The 18,239-nt window shown below is 55.3% G+C and carries 17 protein-coding genes; 11 read left to right on the forward strand and 6 right to left on the reverse strand.

Annotation, left to right across the window (positions count from 1 at the left end; translation table 11 throughout):
- Positions 1-200 precede the first annotated feature (200 nt).
- The 9 genes from hemE to MKY74_RS12115 all read left to right on the forward strand — a co-directional run bounded on the left by hemE (position 201) and on the right by MKY74_RS12115 (position 10,945).
- On the forward strand, positions 201-1,241 hold the full coding sequence (gene hemE / locus MKY74_RS12075; protein ID WP_076170259.1) for a uroporphyrinogen decarboxylase: 1,041 nt from the start codon (positions 201-203) through the stop codon (positions 1,239-1,241).
- Positions 1,242-1,295: 54 nt separating this feature from the next.
- Entirely contained in the window at positions 1,296-2,246 is a 951-nt protein-coding gene (gene hemH / locus MKY74_RS12080; RefSeq protein ID WP_076170258.1) for a ferrochelatase, read from the forward strand.
- 153 nt (positions 2,247-2,399) lie between these two features.
- Positions 2,400-3,890, forward strand: coding sequence for a CapA family protein (locus tag MKY74_RS12085; protein ID WP_076170257.1), 1,491 nt, complete (start codon positions 2,400-2,402; stop codon positions 3,888-3,890).
- A 29-nt stretch (positions 3,891-3,919) separates the two neighbouring features.
- Positions 3,920-4,648, forward strand: coding sequence for a glycerophosphodiester phosphodiesterase (locus MKY74_RS12090; RefSeq protein WP_076170256.1), 729 nt, complete (start codon positions 3,920-3,922; stop codon positions 4,646-4,648).
- 82 nt (positions 4,649-4,730) lie between these two features.
- A complete protein-coding gene (locus MKY74_RS12095) occupies positions 4,731-5,354 on the forward strand; it encodes a fumarylacetoacetate hydrolase family protein (protein WP_076170255.1) in 624 nt (207 codons plus the stop codon).
- 6 nt (positions 5,355-5,360) lie between these two features.
- Entirely contained in the window at positions 5,361-6,170 is an 810-nt protein-coding gene (locus MKY74_RS12100) for a DUF92 domain-containing protein (protein WP_076170254.1), read from the forward strand.
- Positions 6,171-6,376: 206 nt separating this feature from the next.
- Complete coding sequence (locus MKY74_RS12105; protein ID WP_076170253.1) at positions 6,377-8,320, forward strand: ABC-F family ATP-binding cassette domain-containing protein; 1,944 nt, start codon at positions 6,377-6,379, stop codon at positions 8,318-8,320.
- Positions 8,321-8,516: 196 nt separating this feature from the next.
- Entirely contained in the window at positions 8,517-8,906 is a 390-nt protein-coding gene (locus MKY74_RS12110) for a BlaI/MecI/CopY family transcriptional regulator (protein ID WP_076170252.1), read from the forward strand.
- 2 nt (positions 8,907-8,908) lie between these two features.
- A complete protein-coding gene (locus MKY74_RS12115) occupies positions 8,909-10,945 on the forward strand; it encodes a M56 family metallopeptidase (RefSeq protein ID WP_076170251.1) in 2,037 nt (678 codons plus the stop codon).
- Positions 10,946-11,123: 178 nt separating this feature from the next.
- Here the strand turns inward: MKY74_RS12115 and MKY74_RS12120 are convergent, their stop codons facing one another.
- From MKY74_RS12120 to MKY74_RS12140, 5 genes are all read right to left on the reverse strand, one after another.
- Entirely contained in the window at positions 11,124-12,161 is a 1,038-nt protein-coding gene (locus MKY74_RS12120; protein WP_076170250.1) for a M42 family metallopeptidase, read from the reverse strand.
- Positions 12,162-12,198: 37 nt separating this feature from the next.
- Positions 12,199-12,528, reverse strand: coding sequence for a LapA family protein (locus tag MKY74_RS12125; protein ID WP_076170249.1), 330 nt, complete (start codon positions 12,526-12,528; stop codon positions 12,199-12,201).
- An 84-nt stretch (positions 12,529-12,612) separates the two neighbouring features.
- Complete coding sequence (gene pepF, locus MKY74_RS12130) at positions 12,613-14,403, reverse strand: oligoendopeptidase F (RefSeq protein WP_076170248.1); 1,791 nt, start codon at positions 14,401-14,403, stop codon at positions 12,613-12,615.
- 200 nt (positions 14,404-14,603) lie between these two features.
- Positions 14,604-14,798, reverse strand: a complete 195-nt coding sequence (locus MKY74_RS12135; protein ID WP_076170247.1) for a hypothetical protein — start codon at positions 14,796-14,798, stop codon at positions 14,604-14,606.
- A 6-nt stretch (positions 14,799-14,804) separates the two neighbouring features.
- A complete protein-coding gene (locus MKY74_RS12140; RefSeq protein WP_076170246.1) occupies positions 14,805-15,038 on the reverse strand; it encodes a hypothetical protein in 234 nt (77 codons plus the stop codon).
- Positions 15,039-15,316: 278 nt separating this feature from the next.
- Between MKY74_RS12140 and MKY74_RS12145 the strand changes: the two genes are divergently transcribed.
- On the forward strand, positions 15,317-15,514 hold the full coding sequence (locus tag MKY74_RS12145) for a cold shock domain-containing protein (protein WP_068694440.1): 198 nt from the start codon (positions 15,317-15,319) through the stop codon (positions 15,512-15,514).
- Between the two features lie 169 nt (positions 15,515-15,683).
- Here MKY74_RS12145 and MKY74_RS12150 read toward each other — a convergent pair whose 3' ends face one another.
- Positions 15,684-16,877, reverse strand: coding sequence for an MFS transporter (locus tag MKY74_RS12150; RefSeq protein ID WP_076170245.1), 1,194 nt, complete (start codon positions 16,875-16,877; stop codon positions 15,684-15,686).
- Positions 16,878-17,204: 327 nt separating this feature from the next.
- Between MKY74_RS12150 and MKY74_RS12155 the strand changes: the two genes are divergently transcribed.
- Positions 17,205-18,236, forward strand: a complete 1,032-nt coding sequence (locus MKY74_RS12155) for a tetraprenyl-beta-curcumene synthase family protein (protein ID WP_076170244.1) — start codon at positions 17,205-17,207, stop codon at positions 18,234-18,236.
- Positions 18,237-18,239 lie beyond the last annotated feature (3 nt).

Below are 18,239 nucleotides of genomic sequence, written 5' to 3' on the forward strand. Positions count from 1 at the left end.
GTGCTTTCACTTCCTTTCTAAGTTGACTGAAATGAATGATTGAAAAAAACACAGTTTTACCAGTATAGCACAATTTCTAAATGTCTTATGTTAAAGATGTCATACGATTGTCATCAGATGTCAGGGCGCGGCGGTTGTTACTTACTTTTAAAAAGGGCATAATAGAAAGCAGAGAATTTTATAGATATGGAGGCCTGTTCGTGACCTATAACGATACGTTGATCCGCGCCAGCTACAAGCAGGAAGTGAGCCATGTTCCTGTTTGGTATATGAGACAGGCGGGTCGCTATGATCCGGAATACCGCAAGATTAAAGAGAAATATTCGCTCCTGGAAATTTGCCGTCAACCCGAGCTCGCTGCCGAAATAACGATGATGCCCGTGCGCAAGCTTGGTGTGGATGCGGCCATTCTGTATTCGGATATCATGAATCCGGTCGCATCCCTGGGAGTCGATTTTGATATCGTGAAAAATGTCGGGCCTGTGATCGACAATCCGATCCGGACCGCGGCCGACGTAGAGCGCCTGCGTCCGATCGACGTAGACAAGGATCTCAGCCATATCATAGAGACGATCCGCATCCTGGACAAAGAGCTGGACGTTCCGCTGATTACATTTGCCGGAGCTCCGTTTACGATTGCCAGCTATCTGATCGAAGGACGTCCTTCGAAAAGCTATATTCTCACCAAGACGATGATGTACAGCCAGCCCGAAGTTTGGCATCAGCTGATGAACAAACTGGGCGACATGGTCATAACCTATGTGCGTGCGCATATCAAGAACGGCGGCAAGGCGTTCCAGCTGTTTGACAGCTGGGTGGGGGCGCTGGCGCCGCAAGATTTCGAGAAATTCGTACTACCTACCATTACCCGTATCTTTGCCGAACTTTCAGATTTACATGTACCGAAAATCTATTTCCCTGGCGTCAGCTCAGGCGAGCTGCTGCCGACGCTGAAGGAGCTGCAGGCGAACGTGATCGGGCTCGACTGGAGAGTATCGATTGCCGAGGGACGGAAGCGGACCGGCGGGAAATTCGCCGTTCAGGGCAATCTGGATCCTTATGTGCTGACGGCGCCGATGGACGTCATCAAGCGGTACGCCAAAGAGATTATCGATCAAGGCGTTCAGGAGCCGGGGTATATTTTCAACCTTGGCCACGGCTTGTTCCCCGAAGCTTCATTGGATAAGCTGAAGGAATTGACGGAATATATTCATGAATATTCGGCAACCCTTCTCCGCTAGGAGACCGTTTCTTCATGGAAGAACCGATATATATATAGAAGAGGTGAGCGTTTCGTGAAAAATAAAGTAGGCGTACTGGTGATGTCCTATGGCACACCGGAAAGCATGGAAGGCATTGAGGCGTATTACACGCATATCCGCAGAGGGCATGCCCCTTCGCCGGAGCAGCTCAAAGAGCTGGCCGACCGTTATGAGGCGATCGTGGGCGGCGTATTCCCGCTTCGTGAGAACACCAACCGGCAGGTGGCGAGCCTGCAGGAGACCCTGAACCGGGACAGCCGCCACCCCGAGGTGGAATTCGTCTGCTATCAAGGCTTGAAGCATGCTTCCCCGTTCATCGAGGACGGCGTGGAGGCGATGGCCAAAGACGGTATAAGCAAAGCGGTCGGGATCGTACTGGCGCCGCACTACTCGACTATGAGCGTCGGAAGCTATATGAAGCGGGCCAAAGCGAAAGCTGACGAGGTCGGGGTTGAGATGACCTTTGTGCAGAGCTACCATATGCATCCGCAGCTGATCGAGGCTTTTACCCGCCGTGTGAACGAAAAGCTGGCTTTGTTCGAGGAAGCCGGTGCGGACCGCAGCAAAGTGCGCGTCCTTTTCAGCGCGCACAGCCTGCCTGAGAAAATTTTGGAGCTGGGTGATCCGTATCCCGAGCAGCTTTTGGAAACATCCCGCGCGGTGGCGGAAAAGGCCGATGTCACTTCCTGGCAGTTTGCCTGGCAGAGTGCGGGCCGTACCGCCGAGCCATGGCTCGGACCGGACATTCTGGATACGCTCCGCAACTTGAGCAAAGAGGAAGTCGAGGACGTGCTGGTCGCTCCGATCGGTTTCGTGTCCGACCATCTCGAAGTGCTGTACGATCTGGACATCGAAGCCCAGCAGGTAGCGAAGGAGCTGGATCTGCGCCTGATGCGCATCGATTCTCTGAACAGCGATCCGCTCTATATGCAGACGCTGTCCGACGCGGTGATCGGGCAGTGGGAAATGGCCCAGGCGGAGTAAAACTCTCGAATACGGCTGCATCTCTATATACGATGATGAACCCCCGTGTCACGGACCGGGGGTTCTATTTGTTCCCGGGAACCTGATATAATGGAGTGGGCTTTCAGGGGAGGGCCGGATCATTTTTAGAAAAATCGCTATGAGGGGTGAATCATGTACCCGCCAAGATCACAGAAACACCAGGCTGGAAAAAAAGCCAGGCGAAAAAGGCAGGGGCGGAAGTGGGGATACGTGAATCTCTGCCTGCTTGCCGTCATTGCACTACTTATTGGATATTATTTGTTGACGCAAAAGGCGCATACGGGCGGCTCTGCGCAGGAGTCCCACAAGCCTGCACAGCAGACCGCAGAGCAGCCGCCTGCTGACCCGAAAGGAACGGTGCCGGGAAGCGGAGAAGAGGCGGGGGGTTCCGGCCAGGAGACATCTTCGGAACAAGCGGCTGAGGAAGCTGCGGACCCGCCTCCGCTGGATCAAGCGGGAACTCCGCCGGATCAAGCAGGAACTCCGCCGGATCAGGAGGCTGCCGGCGTGCAGCAGGACCAGCCTGCTGGAAGCGGGAAGGAGCAGGCCGCCCAAGAAGGAAAGCAGGAGACGGGAAAGGATCCCGATTCCGGCAAAGCCAAGCCGCAGCAGGATCAAATCCCGGAGAAAACAGCTTCCGGGGGGACGTCGGATGCGCCATCCGGCCAAACGATTCGCATTCATTTTGTGGGCGACATGATTTTTTCGGGCAAAGTGGAAACGCTGCTTGAAAGCAAGGGCTATTCATACCCCTTTACATATTTGGGGGATTTGTTCAAGAAGGACGACCTGACGCTGGGAAATCTGGAGACACCGGTCACCACCCGCGGCGTCGGGGCCAAAAACAAAACGTTTGTGTTTAAATCATCCCCTAAGGCGCTCGATGCGCTGCGAGCCGCAGGCATGGACGCCGTCACGCTCGCCAACAACCACATCCTCGACCAGGGGGAGGAAGGGCTGCTGGATACGATCACTCACCTGGGTGCCAGCGGCATTAAGTATGTCGGTGCAGGGAAGAACGCAGCCCGTGCCTACGCACCGGAATACTTTTCTATCAAAGGCATGAAGGTGGCGCTGGTCGGTGCCAGCCGCGTGTACCCGGAATCAAGCTGGGCCGCGGGTACCAATAAACCGGGTGTGGCCAGTGCTTACGGGCAGGCTCCCGAAGTGCTGAAATCCATTGCCGAAGCCCGTGACAACGCCGATCTGGTCATCGTCATGGCGCACTGGGGCATCGAGCGGCAGAGCACGCCGGATGCCAACCAGAAGGCGCTGGCCCACGCTTTTATTGATGCGGGAGCCGATCTGATCATCGGAGCGCATCCGCATGTGCTGCAGGGGCTGGAGCAGTACAAGGGCAAATGGATTGCTTACAGCACAGGCAACTTCATTTTCACCAAATCAACCGTCCCGGCGACCTGGAAGACCGCGGTATTTGAGGCGTCATGCGGTCCGAAGGGCGGATGCGGCATGAAGCTGATCCCGTACAAGACGGAGCTGGGACAGCCGGTTCCAATGAACGCCGAAGAAGGGAAGAAGCTGCTGCAGGAAGTGCAGCAGCTGTCCATCGGGGGTGTTCGGGTATCCGGCGACGGAACCGTAACGTCCGGCTCGGCACGTTGACCATAACTCAGGAGAGCGAGGGAGAGGGAATGAACAACCTGTGTGTGGCCCATCGGGGATTTTCCGGCAAGGCGCCGGAAAACACGATGGCGGCTTTTCGGATGGCGATGGCGGAGCCTTACGTCCAGTGGATGGAAATCGACACGCAGCTGACCGCCGACGGCATTCCCGTCGTTATTCACGATTTCAGCCTGGACCGGACGACCAGCGGCAGCGGCAAGGTCAAGGCCCATACGTGGCAGCAGCTGCAGCGGCTGGACGCCGGGAGCTGGAAAGGGCGCGCTTTTCAAGGAGAGCGCATTCCCTCGCTGGACGAAGTGCTGCGCCTAAGCTGCGGCAGGGTCCGTTTGAACATCGAGCTGAAAACATCCGGCAATATGTACCCGGGATTGGAGCAGGCGGTGCTCGAACGCGTATCGCGCTATCACATGGAGCAGGACGTGGTGATCACTTCGTTTGATACCGGTGCGCTGCAGCGGGTCAAGGAGATCAACCCGGCGTTCAAGACCGGCTTGATCCTCGACGGAAGGCCGAAGGATCTGCCATCGCGCCTCAAGGCGCTGCAGTGCTCGTTCCTGTCGATCGGTCACCCTAATCTCGATTCGGGCCTCGCGTCGCTGCTGATCTCCGAAGGCATTAAGGTCATGGCCTGGACGATCGATGACGCCAGAGGCATGAAAAGGATCGCAGCAATGTCGCCCGAAATATTGATCTGTACCAACCGGCCGGACGTTTGGCGGAAAACCTTTCCCGGCTGAACCCTGCCGGAATCGGCAATGTTCGAACTCGGCAACCATTGTCGCCTTGCTCGATGCAACACCCAATCCATCTTAGCAAAGGATGATCGAGATGATTCGTAACGTATACTGTGTTGGCCGAAATTACAAACTGCATGCCGCCGAGCTCGGCAACGAGGTTCCGACCGAGCCGATGATCTTTATGAAGCCGTCCCATGCGGTCGTTCCGCTTGACGACGCCGTTCTCGCCCTCCCGAAGGATCAGGGGGAGGTTCATTATGAAGGCGAAATCGTCATCCGCATCGCGCGTGATTATGAGCCTGGAGCCGTGGTGGATGATCTGGTGGACCAAATGGCGCTTGGCATCGATTTTACGCTGAGGGACGTGCAGTCGGTCATCAAGAAGAAGGGCCACCCGTGGACAGCGGCCAAAGGGTTTAAAAATTCCGCTCCCATTACGGGCTTCATTCCTTTTCCGGGAACCGGCAGCGTGACGGAGAAGGATTTTACCGTCTTGAAAAATAATGAGGAAGTGCAGCGCGGCAATGCGCGGGATATGATTTTCTCCCTCCAGGAAATCGTGGATTATATCGGCGCGCGTTACGGACTGGGCGAAGGCGACGTGATTTTTACCGGTACGCCGGCTGGCGTCGGCCCGGCATCCGAAGGCGATACGTTCGCTCTAGGCTGGGGCGAAGAGCAGCTGGGAAGCTGCCGCATCGGCTAAACCGCCATGATGTGGATCATCGGGGCGCTGTGCGCGCTCGTTGTTGCCGGGGCTGCGTACTGGAAGCGGTCGCTCACCATATCCGGAGCGATCTGCGCCTTTGTTATGGGAACGATTTATTTCGGAGCGGGGAATTTGCTGTGGTTCGGCACCCTGCTCGTCTTTTTTATCAGCTCCTCGGCGCTGTCGAAGGTGAAGGCAAGCCGGAAGGTTGAGCTGGAAAAATCCTACGCCAAAACGGGTAACCGGGACGCCGGACAAGTGCTGGCCAACGGGGGCGCCGGCATGCTGCTGTGCGTGCTGAATGCCTTCTGGCCGCACGAGGGCTGGGTGTTCGCCTTCATCGGCGTCATGGCGGCCGTAACGGCCGATACCTGGGCTACGGAGCTCGGCAGCCTCAGCCGCAAGCCGCCCCGTTCGGTCCTGAACGGGCGCGTGCTCCCTCCCGGCACGTCGGGAGGGGTGTCGCTGCTCGGCAGCACCGCCGCCGCGGGAGGAGGAGCGCTGATCGGCCTCTTCGCCTGGCTGTTTGAACGGCTGTCCGGGCCGGCCACCCATTCGCTGGCATTGGACTTGGTGCTGGGCATAGTCGGCGGATTGGCCGGAGCTTTCGCCGATTCCATCCTCGGCGCATCCGTGCAGATCATGTACCAGTGCCCGGTGTGCGGCAAAGAGGTCGAGGTCATGACGCACTGCGGAAGCCCGACCCGCCGTATGGGCGGATGGCGGTTCATGAACAACGACGCCGTCAATATCGTCTCCTCCTTCATCGGAGGGGGGGCAGCCCTCGCGGCCGCGCTGCTGCTTTTTCCATGATCCATCGGGAGCGCAAAACACACAACGCGTTTAAGGCAGCCCCGCTCCCGCGTTTACCCTGCCGGTTGGGTAAGCGCAGTTCGCCCTGGACAACCCGCTCTCAACATCTGACAGAAGCACAGCATACATGCCGCCCAGCCTTTGGGCGGTTTTTGTGTTAATATATAAGGAATCAGAAAATCGCTGGATGAGTAGGGGAATTAGCTATGAACATAATGACAGTTGAACATATCTCCAAAAGCTACGGAGAGAAGGTATTGTTTGAGGACGCGTCCTTCGGGATGGCGGATCAGGATAAAATCGGGATCATCGGTGTCAACGGCACCGGCAAATCCACCTTTTTGCGGGTCATCGCCGGACTTGAGCCTCCGGACGAAGGCCAGATTTCCATCGGCAACAGCGTCCGGGTCCGTTATCTGGCGCAAAATCCCGATTTTGACCCGGGCATGACGGTGCTTCAGCAGGTGTTCCAGGGCCAGGACCCGCAGATGAAGATCGTCCGTGACTATACGGAGACGATGGAACGGGTCGAGCTGAATCCTTCGGACGAATCGCTGCAGCAGAAGCTTCTTAAGCTGAATCAGGAAATGGACGCCCTTCAGGCGTGGCAGCTTGAGAGCGAAGCCAAGACCATCCTGTCCAAGCTGGGCATTTCAAGCTTCGATGCCCTGATGGGGACGCTGTCCGGGGGTCAGCGGAAGCGCGTCGCGCTGGCGTCCGCCTTGATCCAGCCGTGCGAGCTGCTCATTCTGGACGAGCCGACCAACCATATCGACAACGACTCGGTCGCCTGGCTGGAGCAGTACCTCCAGAAGCGCCGCGGCGCGCTGCTGATGATTACGCACGACCGGTACTTCCTGGACCGCGTTGCGAATGTCATGCTGGAGCTGGACCAGGGCAAACTGTACCGCTATGAGGCCAATTACTCGGCCTTTCTGGAGCTGAAGGCCCAGCGGGAAGAGCGGGAGGCGGCATCCGAACAGAAGCGCCAGAACCTGCTGCGGACGGAGCTCGCCTGGATCCGGCGTGGGGCCAAAGCGAGATCGACGAAGCAGAAGGCGCGCATCGAACGCTTTGAGGCGCTGAAGGATCAGAAGGGGCCGCAGCGTGCCGGGAATGTGGACATGGCCGCGCTATCGACCCGGCTTGGCCGGAAAATCCTCGAGATCGAGCATTTGGCCAAAAAGGCCGATGACCGGACGCTGATCCGCGATCTGAGCTATATTGCCGTGCCCGGCGACCGCGTCGGTATCGTCGGCCCGAACGGAAGCGGCAAATCGACGCTGCTGAACCTGATTGCCGGCCGGCTGGAGCCCGATGAGGGCGAAATCGTGGTCGGACCGACGGTCAAGCTGGGATACTTTACCCAGGAGCATCAGGAAATGGACGGCAATATGCGGGTGATCGAGTACATCAAGGAAGGAGCGGAAGTGATCCGGACCGATGACGGCAGCCAGATCACCGCTTCCCAGATGCTCGAACGCTTTTTGTTCCCGCCGGCTATGCAGTGGACACCGATTTCCAAGCTGTCCGGCGGAGAGAAGCGCCGCCTGTATTTGCTGCGGGTGCTGATGTCTGCTCCGAACGTTCTTCTGCTCGACGAGCCGACGAACGATCTCGACATTCAAACGCTGTCCGTGCTGGAAGATTATTTGGACGATTTTCCCGGCGTAGTCTTCGTGGTGTCCCATGACCGCTTCTTTCTTGACCGCACCGTAGAGAAGATTATGGCATTTGAAGGCGAAGGGGCAATTCGCGTCCACGTAGGGGCTTACACGGAATATGCGGAATGGATGAGCAAGAATGCGCCGTCTGCCGCAGGCGGCTCCCCTGCGGACGGACTGAAGAAGGCCGGCGCCTCCCAGGAGGGGGCCCAGCCTTCAGCTCAGGCGAAAGAAGCGCCGCGGGAGAAGCTGAAATTCAGCTATAAAGAGCAGCGCGAATACGAGCAGATCGACGGCTTAATCGAAGCCTGCGAGCAGAAGCTGGAGGGTATACAGAAGGATATGGAAGCCGCGTTCAGCGATTCGGCGAGACTGCAGGAGCTGCTGCAGGCACAGAAGGAAGCCGAGCAGGAGCTGGAGCATTTGATGGACCGCTGGACGTATCTGAACGAGCTGGCGGAGAAAATTGAACAGAGCAAGGCTTAGATTGAAGCGGCTCAAGGAGCTGAAGGTTAGTATATTAGGGCGTTCCCATAAAAGTTTACGGGAACGCCCTTTTTCTGTGCATTTTCAGAAAATGACATTTTTCCGGGCAAAGAACGGATTGACATCTTGGATTACATGTGTAATATTGGATGCATATGATGATTACAAATGTGATCACTTGAAAGGAGAGTAAACCGTGAAACCACTTCCCGTCATTTCCGAGGCCGAATGGGAGGTCATGAAAGTGCTGTGGGCCAGCTCCCCGCTGACGGCTGGTGAGGTCATTGACGTTCTGGCCGGCCGCATGGACTGGAGCCCGAAGACGGTCAGAACGCTGCTGAACCGTCTCGTCGCGAAGGAAGCCGCTTCATTCGATCCGGACAGCCGCCCATACCGATACTTCCCGCTTGTCTCGGAGGAAGAATGCCAGCGGGCGGAGACGAAAAGCTTTTTGCAGCGCATTTACAGCGGATCCTTCAAACCGTTGCTCGTGAATTTTCTCAAAGAGGAGAAGCTGTCGCAGGAGGAGATCGCCGAGCTGCGCAAACTGCTGGATGAGACGAGCAGACCGGAGGGGAGGGGGTAAGCATGCCGGGAAACCTGAACCCCCTGCTGAACGATTTGTTTGACTGGATGATCCATACGACGCTGCTGGCCGGTATGATGGTGGTCCTCATTTTGCTGATGAAGCAGGTGTTCGGCAGATGGCTGAAGCCCGAGTGGCATTACGCCTTGTGGCTGCTGTTAATTCTCCGATTGATCATCCCGGCCGGACCTGAAAGTTCATTCAGCATGGGGAACCTTTTTTCCATGGCAGGTCAGGGGAACGCCTTGTTTGGGCAGCAGGCGCCGGAAGTCCCTTCCTCCGGCCAAGCACAGCCACCGGAGAAGGTGGGGGACGAGGCCGATTTATTCCCTGGCGAACTCTCGGGTGGCCATGAATCCTCCGGAACTTTAGTTCCGACACAAAAGGAAAGGCGGTTATCCGTCCGATCGATCCTGATGACGGTCTGGCTGACCGGGGCGGCGCTCCTGCTGATCCGGCTTGCCATCTCGAATATCCGTTACGCACGGCTGCTCGGCAGACATGCCCAAGCGGCAGACCCGGGAATGGTTCAAATGCTTGAAGAGGCTAAAGCCAGCATGGGCGTGAGGCGGAGCATCGGGCTGCAGATATCGCCCGCCGTTTCCTCGCCCACGCTGTTTGGGGTGCTGCGTCCGCAGATGATCATGCCGCCGGGTATTGCGGAGCTTGACGAGGCGCAGCAAAAGCATATTTTTTTGCACGAATTGGCGCATGCGAAAAGATGGGATATTTTACTGAATTGGGTTGCGCAGATCCTCCTCGCCTTTCATTGGTATAATCCGCTGCTGTGGTACGGGTTCTACCGGATGCGGGAGGATCAGGAGCTGTCCGCCGATGCGCTGGCATTGAGAAGGATGGATCCGAACCAAATCGCCCAGTATGGGCATACGATTCTGACGCTTTTGGAACAATACCGGACGGATGCCTATGTTCCGGGAACCGCAAGACTATCTGCTTCACGCAGGCAGCTGAGAAGGAGGATACTCATGATTAAAACGTTTAAACCGGCTTCGATCCGTTGGACAGTGATCGGTCTGGTGCTTGTGCTCGTCTTGGGCGGATGTGCCCTGACCGACGGAAAATCCACACAGGATCAGGCGTCTCCGCCGGCCGGAAGCACCAATACGGATTCAGGCACGACCCCCTCGGATGACGGGAACGGATCGAATGGGCAGACCCACAACGGGGATGGCCAGAACGAGCCGGGCGGCCAGACGGATTCCGGACCTGACAATGCCGGCAATGGCGCAGGCACAGGCACAGGCTCCACTACAGGTGACAGCACCGGTTCTGCGGGTGGCGGCTCAGGCACATCCGGGACCGGCAGTGCAACAAGCGGACACCAGCAGCAGATCAAGGATATCGCCACTTTAGCCAAGAAGGGCAGAGTAAAGGGTGCTGACTTTGTATCCGGCAAAACAACGATTGAGGACGTGCATACCGCATGGGGTGAGCCGGACCGGCCATGGCAGCCGACTGACCGTTACGCCTATGATTCCTACTCGCCTGGAGCGGGACGGGGCAGCTACGCTTTTGGCATCGGGCAGGGCGAAGTGGTGTACGACATCCGTTATTTCGGATCGGGTACGGATAAGAGCACCGATCTAAGCAAAATCAGCTTCCAGGAAATCGAGAATACCTTAGGCAAACCAAGCTCCGTCAAGACAAGCGGATCGGATGATGTGCTTACCTATAAAGAGGGCGATTACGAGCTGAAATTCGTCGGGCCGCATGCCACCAAGCGCCTGGATCACATTTCGGTCTATTCGCCGAAAGCGGCCCGCTCCACTATGGGCGGCGATGCGACTGCGCAATCCGGCGCAAGCGAAAACGCCGCTTCGGTAAAGGCGCAGGCGGAGGCCCCTCGCGAGACGGCACCAATCTCCAAGCAAGCGCGGGCCAGTGTTCAAGCTGCTGCTGTCCCGGTTGAGAAAGCAGGAAACGCTTCGGCGCCTTCCGAGCAGGCAGCCCCCGGCAACAGCCCGGTCGCAGAATCCGGCCCCGTGCAGGCAGCCGTATCTTCCGGCGGAGGACGCTGATCCAGGCGTCAGCTTGGCGTGCGGATCAAGATTTCGCATAGTGAACGAAATTAATGTATAAACGCTGCTGATATCGTGATTCAGCACTATACAGAACAAACCGGCTGTCCGAGTGGACAGCCGGTTTGGCTTTGATGGGCGTGAGCCCGGCATATGGCTGATGAAAATGGCTGGGGCGTTACCCGCGGATATAAGCCGCAAGCAGCTTGACCGTATTCAGCACCGCCTGCTTATGGGTGCGCTCCATCGCGTGGGAAGCGTGAACGCCCGGCCCGATCAGCGCGGCACGAATGTTATTCCCGCCGGACAGGGCGGCGGAAGCGTCCGAGCCGTAGTGCGGATACACGTCCACGGCGTAAGGAATGCCTTCGGCTTTCGCCAGCTCGATGAGCCGGCTTGTCATCTCATAGTCGTACGGACCGGAAGAATCCTTCGCACAGATCGAGACGTCGGTCTCCTTGCAACTGAGGTCGTCGCCGATGCAGCCCATATCCACGGCGATCATCTCATCAATGTCCGAAGGAATATAGGCGGTGCCATGTCCAACTTCTTCATAGTTGGAGATCAGCAGCTTGACATTGGTGGACGGTTTCCAGTTTTCCCGTTTCATCGACTCCAGCAGGCCGAACAGCGCCGCGACGCTGGCTTTGTCATCGATATGACGGGACTTGATATAACCGCTGTCCGTAATCGTCGCTCTCGCATCGAAGGAGACGAAGTCGCCGACCCCGATGCCCAGCTTCAGCACGTCTTCTTTGGATTCCACCAGCTCGTCGATGCGGACCTCCATATGGTCCTCCTGGCGTTTGAAATCGCGTGCGTCGCTGTAGACATGCACCGACGGATGGGTGCTGAGGATCGTGCCGGTATAGGTTTTGCCGCTGCGCGTATGGATGACGCAGTATTCGTTCTCGATGCTGTGCATCATGAAACCGCCGACGGACGTCAGCCGCAGCGTGCCTGAAGGCTTGACCGCTCTGACCATCGCCCCGAGGGTATCCACGTGGGCACTCAGTGCGACCGTGCGGGAAGTATTCTCGCCCTGCACCTCCAGAATCGCCCCGCCTTTATGATTCCGGGTCAGCGGAATGCCCAGGCTAGCCGCTTCCTCCTCGATGAATTTCATAATGTGTCCCGTAAATCCTGTGGGGCTCGGTGTGTCGAGCAGCTTTTTCAAAAAGGTTAAAACGTATTGTTCATTGGGTTGTATCGACATATTCACGGTTCTCCTCCGTTAGAATTGCATTCCTCATTTACGACGGCTTCAAGCCGCCGGCATCTTCCTCAGAGCCCGCCTTGTTCGCGGCAGGATCCGGGAAAGTATACCCCGTTTCGGCCTGGACCTGAGCCAGTTGGGCCGACAGATGTTTGACTGTTTTCTGAAGTTTGTACTGCCTGAAAATTCCGTAGGATCCGACGATAATCCCGCCGATCAGCGTACATCCGAGAATGAGCAGAATCAGCGGAATGTTCACCTCGGCAAACATAAAGTTGACCTTCACGGGATCGACGTTGATCACGGCAAAAATCGCGGTGAGCAGCGCAAACAGAAGCCCGAATATGAGTGACCACTGCATTTTCACTTTTGAAAACACCCTCTCCGGCAGACAGTAGAAAAATCCCCCGCCCCCGCGGGCAAGGGATTTTCATAAGCCTGGCCGTTCAACTTATTTTGTCAGCTGTTCCATTTGCTCGATGACGCTCTCGAAGACGCTCATCGCTTCGCGGACCGGCTGCGGCGAAGACATGTCGACTCCGGCCTTCTTCAGAATGTTGATCGAGAAGTCGCTGCCTCCGCTCTTCAGGAAGCCAAGGTAACGGTCGACGGCCGGCTGGCCTTCTTCCAGAATCTGCTTCGAGAAGCTGGTCGCCGCCGAGAAGCCCGTAGCGTATTTGTACACATAGAAGCTGGTGTAGAAATGGGGAATGCGCGCCCATTCCATCTCGATATCCTTGTCGACGACCATGTCCTTGCCGTGGTATTTCACGTTCAGGTCGTAGTAGATCTCCGACAGCGCCTGAGGCGTCAACGCTTCGCCCTGCTCCGCACGTTCGTGGACAAGTTTCTCGAACTCGGCGAACATCGTTTGACGGAATACCGTTGTCCGGAACTGGTCTGCATAATAAGTCAGCAGGTACATTTTTTCCTTCGGATCGGTCGATTTCTTGAGCAGGTAATCCATCAGCAGCGCTTCGTTAGTGGTGGAGGCCACTTCCGCCAGGAAAATCGTATACTGCGCGTCACGGTATTTCAGCGCGTTGTCCGAATAATAGGAATGCAGTGCATGACCCATCTCGTGCGCCAAGGTGAACATGCTGTTCAGGTTCTCCTTGTGATTAAGCAGCACATAAGGGTGCGTGCCGTAGGCGCCCCAGCTGTAAGCGCCAGTGCGCTTGTTCTCATTTTCATATACGTCGATCCATCCGTTGTCAAAGCCTTCCTGCAGGGAAGCCAGATAGTCTTTGCCGAGCGGCTTCAAGCCTTCGGATACGGTTTTCTTCGCCTCTTCATACGTAATGTCCATTTTGTACTCGTCGACGAGCGGAGCAAACAGATCGTACATATGCAGCTCATCCACGCCCAGCAGCTTCTTGCGCAGGTTCATGTAACGGTGCAGCAGAGGCAGGCTTTCATGGATGGTGTCGATCAGGTTCGTATACACGTCCTTCGGAATATTGTCGCCGTAGAGGGACATTTCCAGCACGGAAGGGTACTTGCGCACATTGGCGTAGAACATGTTCTTGTTGACGTTGGCGCTCAGCGTGGACGCGATCGTGTTCTTTTGCTTGGCGTACGTTTCGTACACCGCTTTGAACGCCCGCTCGCGGACTTCGCGGTTCGGGTTCTCCAGGAACTGAATGTAGCTGCCGTGAGTCAGCTCAACTTCCTTGCCGTTCTCGTCCTTGATCTTCGGAAATTTCAGATCGGCGTTGTTCAGCATGCCGTAGATCGTCTGCGGTGCCTGGGACAGGTTTCCGACCTGGGCAAGCAGCGCTTCTTCCGCTTTGGACAGAACATGCGCTTTCTCGCGCTTCATTTCGGTCAGCGTAAATTTGTATTCGGCAAGCTGTGGATCGGCAATAAATTCGTCCAGCTTGCTGTCCGGCAGCGACAAAATTTCCGGCGTGATGAAGGAGAGGGCTTCGCCCACCTGTACGCTCATTTTTTTGGCTTTGGCCGAAAGGGCCTGGTATGTAGGGTTGGCTGTATCTTCGTCGTGATGCAGGTGAGCGTACACGTATAAACGTTCCGTCTTCAGCGAGATTTCATCCTCGAGGGCGAAGCAGTCTTTCACCGCTGCCGCATTATCCAGTTTGCCTTGGAAATCGGCGGCCTTTTTCACTTCCTGCTGAAGCTCGGCATACGTTTCGTCCCAAGCTTGCTGGCTGGCGAACAGGTCCTCAATCTTCCATTTGTGCTCGGCGGGTACTTCTGAACGTTTCGGTAATTGTTCCATCGGAATCCTCCTTGACTGTTGGGTTAATATGAATCGGGCTCCGTGTGAAGAAGCCGCAGGAGGAACAAATAGGACCGAGAGCATGCTGATGGCGACGGCAAGCTTCAGGGTCTTCGAGTATTTCACGAAAGGGGGCCTCCTCTGACGGTCTGTCTTGAAGAAATATACCCCTTAGTATGACCTTACCCGAAAAAGATTATTTATCCTCCATTAGGGCTGGAACCCATGGTAAGCAAATTGTATACAATAAGGAAAAAGGCAACCAGGATCATGATAAGGGCGAAGATGGCCATACCGCGCTTCAGCTTCGGCGGGATCGTATCCTTCCTCATGATCAAGACTGCGCCTAAACAGAAGGCCAAAATAACAAAGACCAGGACGCTGCCGTATTCCATCCTGTATTATACCTCTTTAAACGCATTCATGATTTGACGCCATTCATCCTCGTTGCCCTGGTAATCTTCCTTCGGAAAGCGGTTGTTCACCCACTGCATCATGGCCGGACGGCTCATAAAGGTGTGGGTCTCTTCGCCCCATTGATCGGAAATTTCCCGCAGGACGATGTAGCGGCCCTGGACCTCGACAGTCATCATGTTCCATTTGTCTTTTTTGTATATTTCATGTTTTTTGATCATGTCGCATTCTCCGTTTGGTCTTTTGGTAAAATGATACCGCAGAGGCTTGTGTAAAAGCAAATAAGAAAAACGTCATCCATGCATAATTCATTAAAGACAGGCCGCAATTAGCGGTAGTTTTTCTTGCGATAACGGAATGGTGCAGCCTGGATGAGATTTACAAATGCCATTCCTTAAAAAGAAGCTTCGGACGAAAAAGAGCGATTGCATTGTCAAAGTTCATGAAGTATAATGTACTTATTCGCCACAGATGGCGGTATTTTTAGGAGGTTGTTCATTTGAAAGGTACAGTTAAATGGTTTAACGCAGAAAAAGGCTATGGCTTTATCCAAGTTGAAGGCGGCGAGGACGTATTCGTACATTTCTCCGCAATCCAAGGAGACGGCTTCAAAACTTTGGACGAAGGTCAAGAAGTTGAATTCGAAATTACTGAAGGCAACCGTGGCCCTCAAGCTGCTAACGTAATCAAATTATAAGATTGACTCCGGTAACGGATTTCTTATAAGTTTTGGTTAACAATTGCTTATTACGCACAGTTCTCATGCGGGGACTGTGCCTTTTTGTTATCATATATTTTTGTGTATAAAGGGAAAGCCCGTTTTCTTCCGTTCTCCGCGGTTAGAAAATGGGCTTTTTTTTGAAGGGTTACATCTTGCGGCTGTCCATTGAAGCACCCGGAATCTTGGCATTTCCGAGCAGGTGCCGCGCCAAAAAACCGGCGCAGGCGACCAAAGCCAGCCCTGCGGCGATGAAATAGAAGGTTGTGCGCCCGGTCTGCTCATACAGCACGCCGCCGAACGTTCCGCTGACGAGCCCGGCTGCGCTCGACCATACGATCGTAAACAGCGCAAGTCCCGTCGCCCGGAATTCATCCGGAATGATCCGGGTGATGTAGCGGACCGCCGTCACATAGTAGATGCCAAAGGTTACGCTGTGTAAAGTCTGAACCGCGATGACCGTTCCGGGGTGATCGGCGATCGACATTAAGAAGAAGCGCAGAGCGAACATCAGCGCGGCCAGGGTGAGGAGCGGCAGCTCCTTGAAACGCTCTCCGAAGCGGCTGAGCAGGAAGAAGACCGGAATTTCGCTGAGGGCTGCCGCGAGCAGGGACCAGCCGATCAGCCCCTCGCTCGCGCCCATGCTTTTGAGCGTCAGGGTCAGGAACGCTTCATTCATCCGGTAGGGGAGGGCGAGACAGAATACACCTGCGAAAAACCACAGCACTTCTTTTTGCCGAAGCACGTTCCACAAGCCCCTCCATTCCATCTTCTGACCGTTCGTTTTGACGCCGTCTCTGAGCCTTGTAGCGAGCAGGAGGCAGGCTCCAGCAATGATTATGGCCAGAAGCAGTGTTCGGGAAATACCGACGTTGCCAAGGACATAGCCAATGGATAGGGCGAAGAAGGCATAGCCGATCGAACCGAAGACCCGGATGACGATAAAGTTTTTCCCGTGCCTCTGGGCGGTTTGGATCGACATCGTATCCGATAGCGGAAATACCGGATAGTAGAAAAAGTAGAAGACCGTAATCAACGCGAATACCGCATAAAAGGAAGAAGTGGCCGACAGGAGTAGGCCCATACCCAGCTGTCCGGCAAAAAGCAGGATCATCATCTTCTTGGTCGTCCGGTAGCGGTCGCTGGCCATGCTCCAAAACATATTGGAGAAGATGGAGATGAAGGGCCCGACGGCGTACAAATAGCCGACCTGCGAGCTGCTGAAGCCCAAGTAGCTGAAGTAAAGCTGGAAGTAGGAGGCGACCAGGACGCTGGTCCCATAGATGGTAAAGGTGAAAGCCCTTTGCCAATTGACGTCTGGCGTCGATTGTTCTAGTTTCATGATCAAATACCCCGATGTTTTTGTGATTTTTGTGCAAAAAGTCACCCTGCAGCACGATGCCGCCCGCTATACTATAGATGAGCATATGCTGCTGCGGTGGAATCTTTCAGCTTACCTTTTCGAGGAGATCTGGGCACACTCCTTTAATTGGACACATATTGTTGTAAAAAAAGGGAGGATTCATGTACGGTTTATTTGTGCAAATTCCAGGACCATATTATAATAAAAGACATTAGGATCGATACAAGTAGACAACAATGTGGAGGCACCGTCTTGAATGAAAATAGGCAAACTCGATATCAAGTTCCCCGGAATCCTGTCAGTTTAATGAGCCGGGTGTACAAGCATATATTGCCGGAAGTGCGAAAAGAACTGGACGGATGGCGGAGGAAGGCAGGGAACATCCCTGATCCCGAGCTGAGAAAGCAAGCCTTGGCGAGTATAGAGACGAAGCAATTTCACTGTGAGGGCGGAGGCGTCTATGCCGCCGTTCCGCTGCCGGAGCGGCTTATACTTACCAAGCTCATCGTGGCCTATCAGACGATCAGCGACTATCTGGATAACCTGTGTGACCGCAGCACATCCATGGAAGCCGAAGATTTCCGCCTGCTTCACCAATCGATGCTGGATGCGATCGACCCGGCGGCTGAACCTGTCAATTACTATGCACTTCGTCAGGAGCAGAATGACGGAGGTTATTTGCATGGGTTGGTGACAACCTGCCAAAGCTGCATACGCCAGCTGCCCGGATACGCTGCCGCGATGCCCTTTATCCGGGATTTAGCGGGCCTGTATACCGACCTGCAGGTTTACAAGCACATCAAACCGGAGTTAAGAGAACCGGCGCTGCTTGAATGGTGGGAGCTTCATCGTGAACGGACTCCCCAGCTTCAATGGAACGAGTTCGCCGCGGCAACCGGTTCGACCTTGGGCGTGTTCATGCTCTTTCTGGCCGCAAGCGACCGCCATTTGAGCAGCACTGCCGCCGCCTCCATTCATGCGTCATATTTTCCACATGTTTGCTGTCTGCATATTATGCTGGATTACCTGATTGATCAGGAAGAGGATCGGCTTGGCGGAGACCTCAATTTTTGCAATTACTATGAGAGCCCCGAAGTCATGCTGGACCGGATTGCCTTTATTGTGGAATCGGCCCGGAAGGATGTTGCAGCCATCCCGGTGCCCCCGTTCCATCGGATGATCATTGAGGGGCTGCTGGCAATCTATTTATCCGATCCCAAAGTCAGCGAGCAGCAGGAAGTTCGCTCCGTATCCAAACGTTTGATGAAGGGAAGCCCGCTTACCCGCTTATTCTTCTTCTTCAACAGCCGGTGGATCCGCAAGCATTTGTACGAGTGATAA

The organism is Paenibacillus sp. FSL R5-0378, from assembly GCF_038009285.1.
GTDB classification, from domain to species: domain Bacteria; phylum Bacillota; class Bacilli; order Paenibacillales; family Paenibacillaceae; genus Paenibacillus_AQ; species Paenibacillus_AQ favisporus.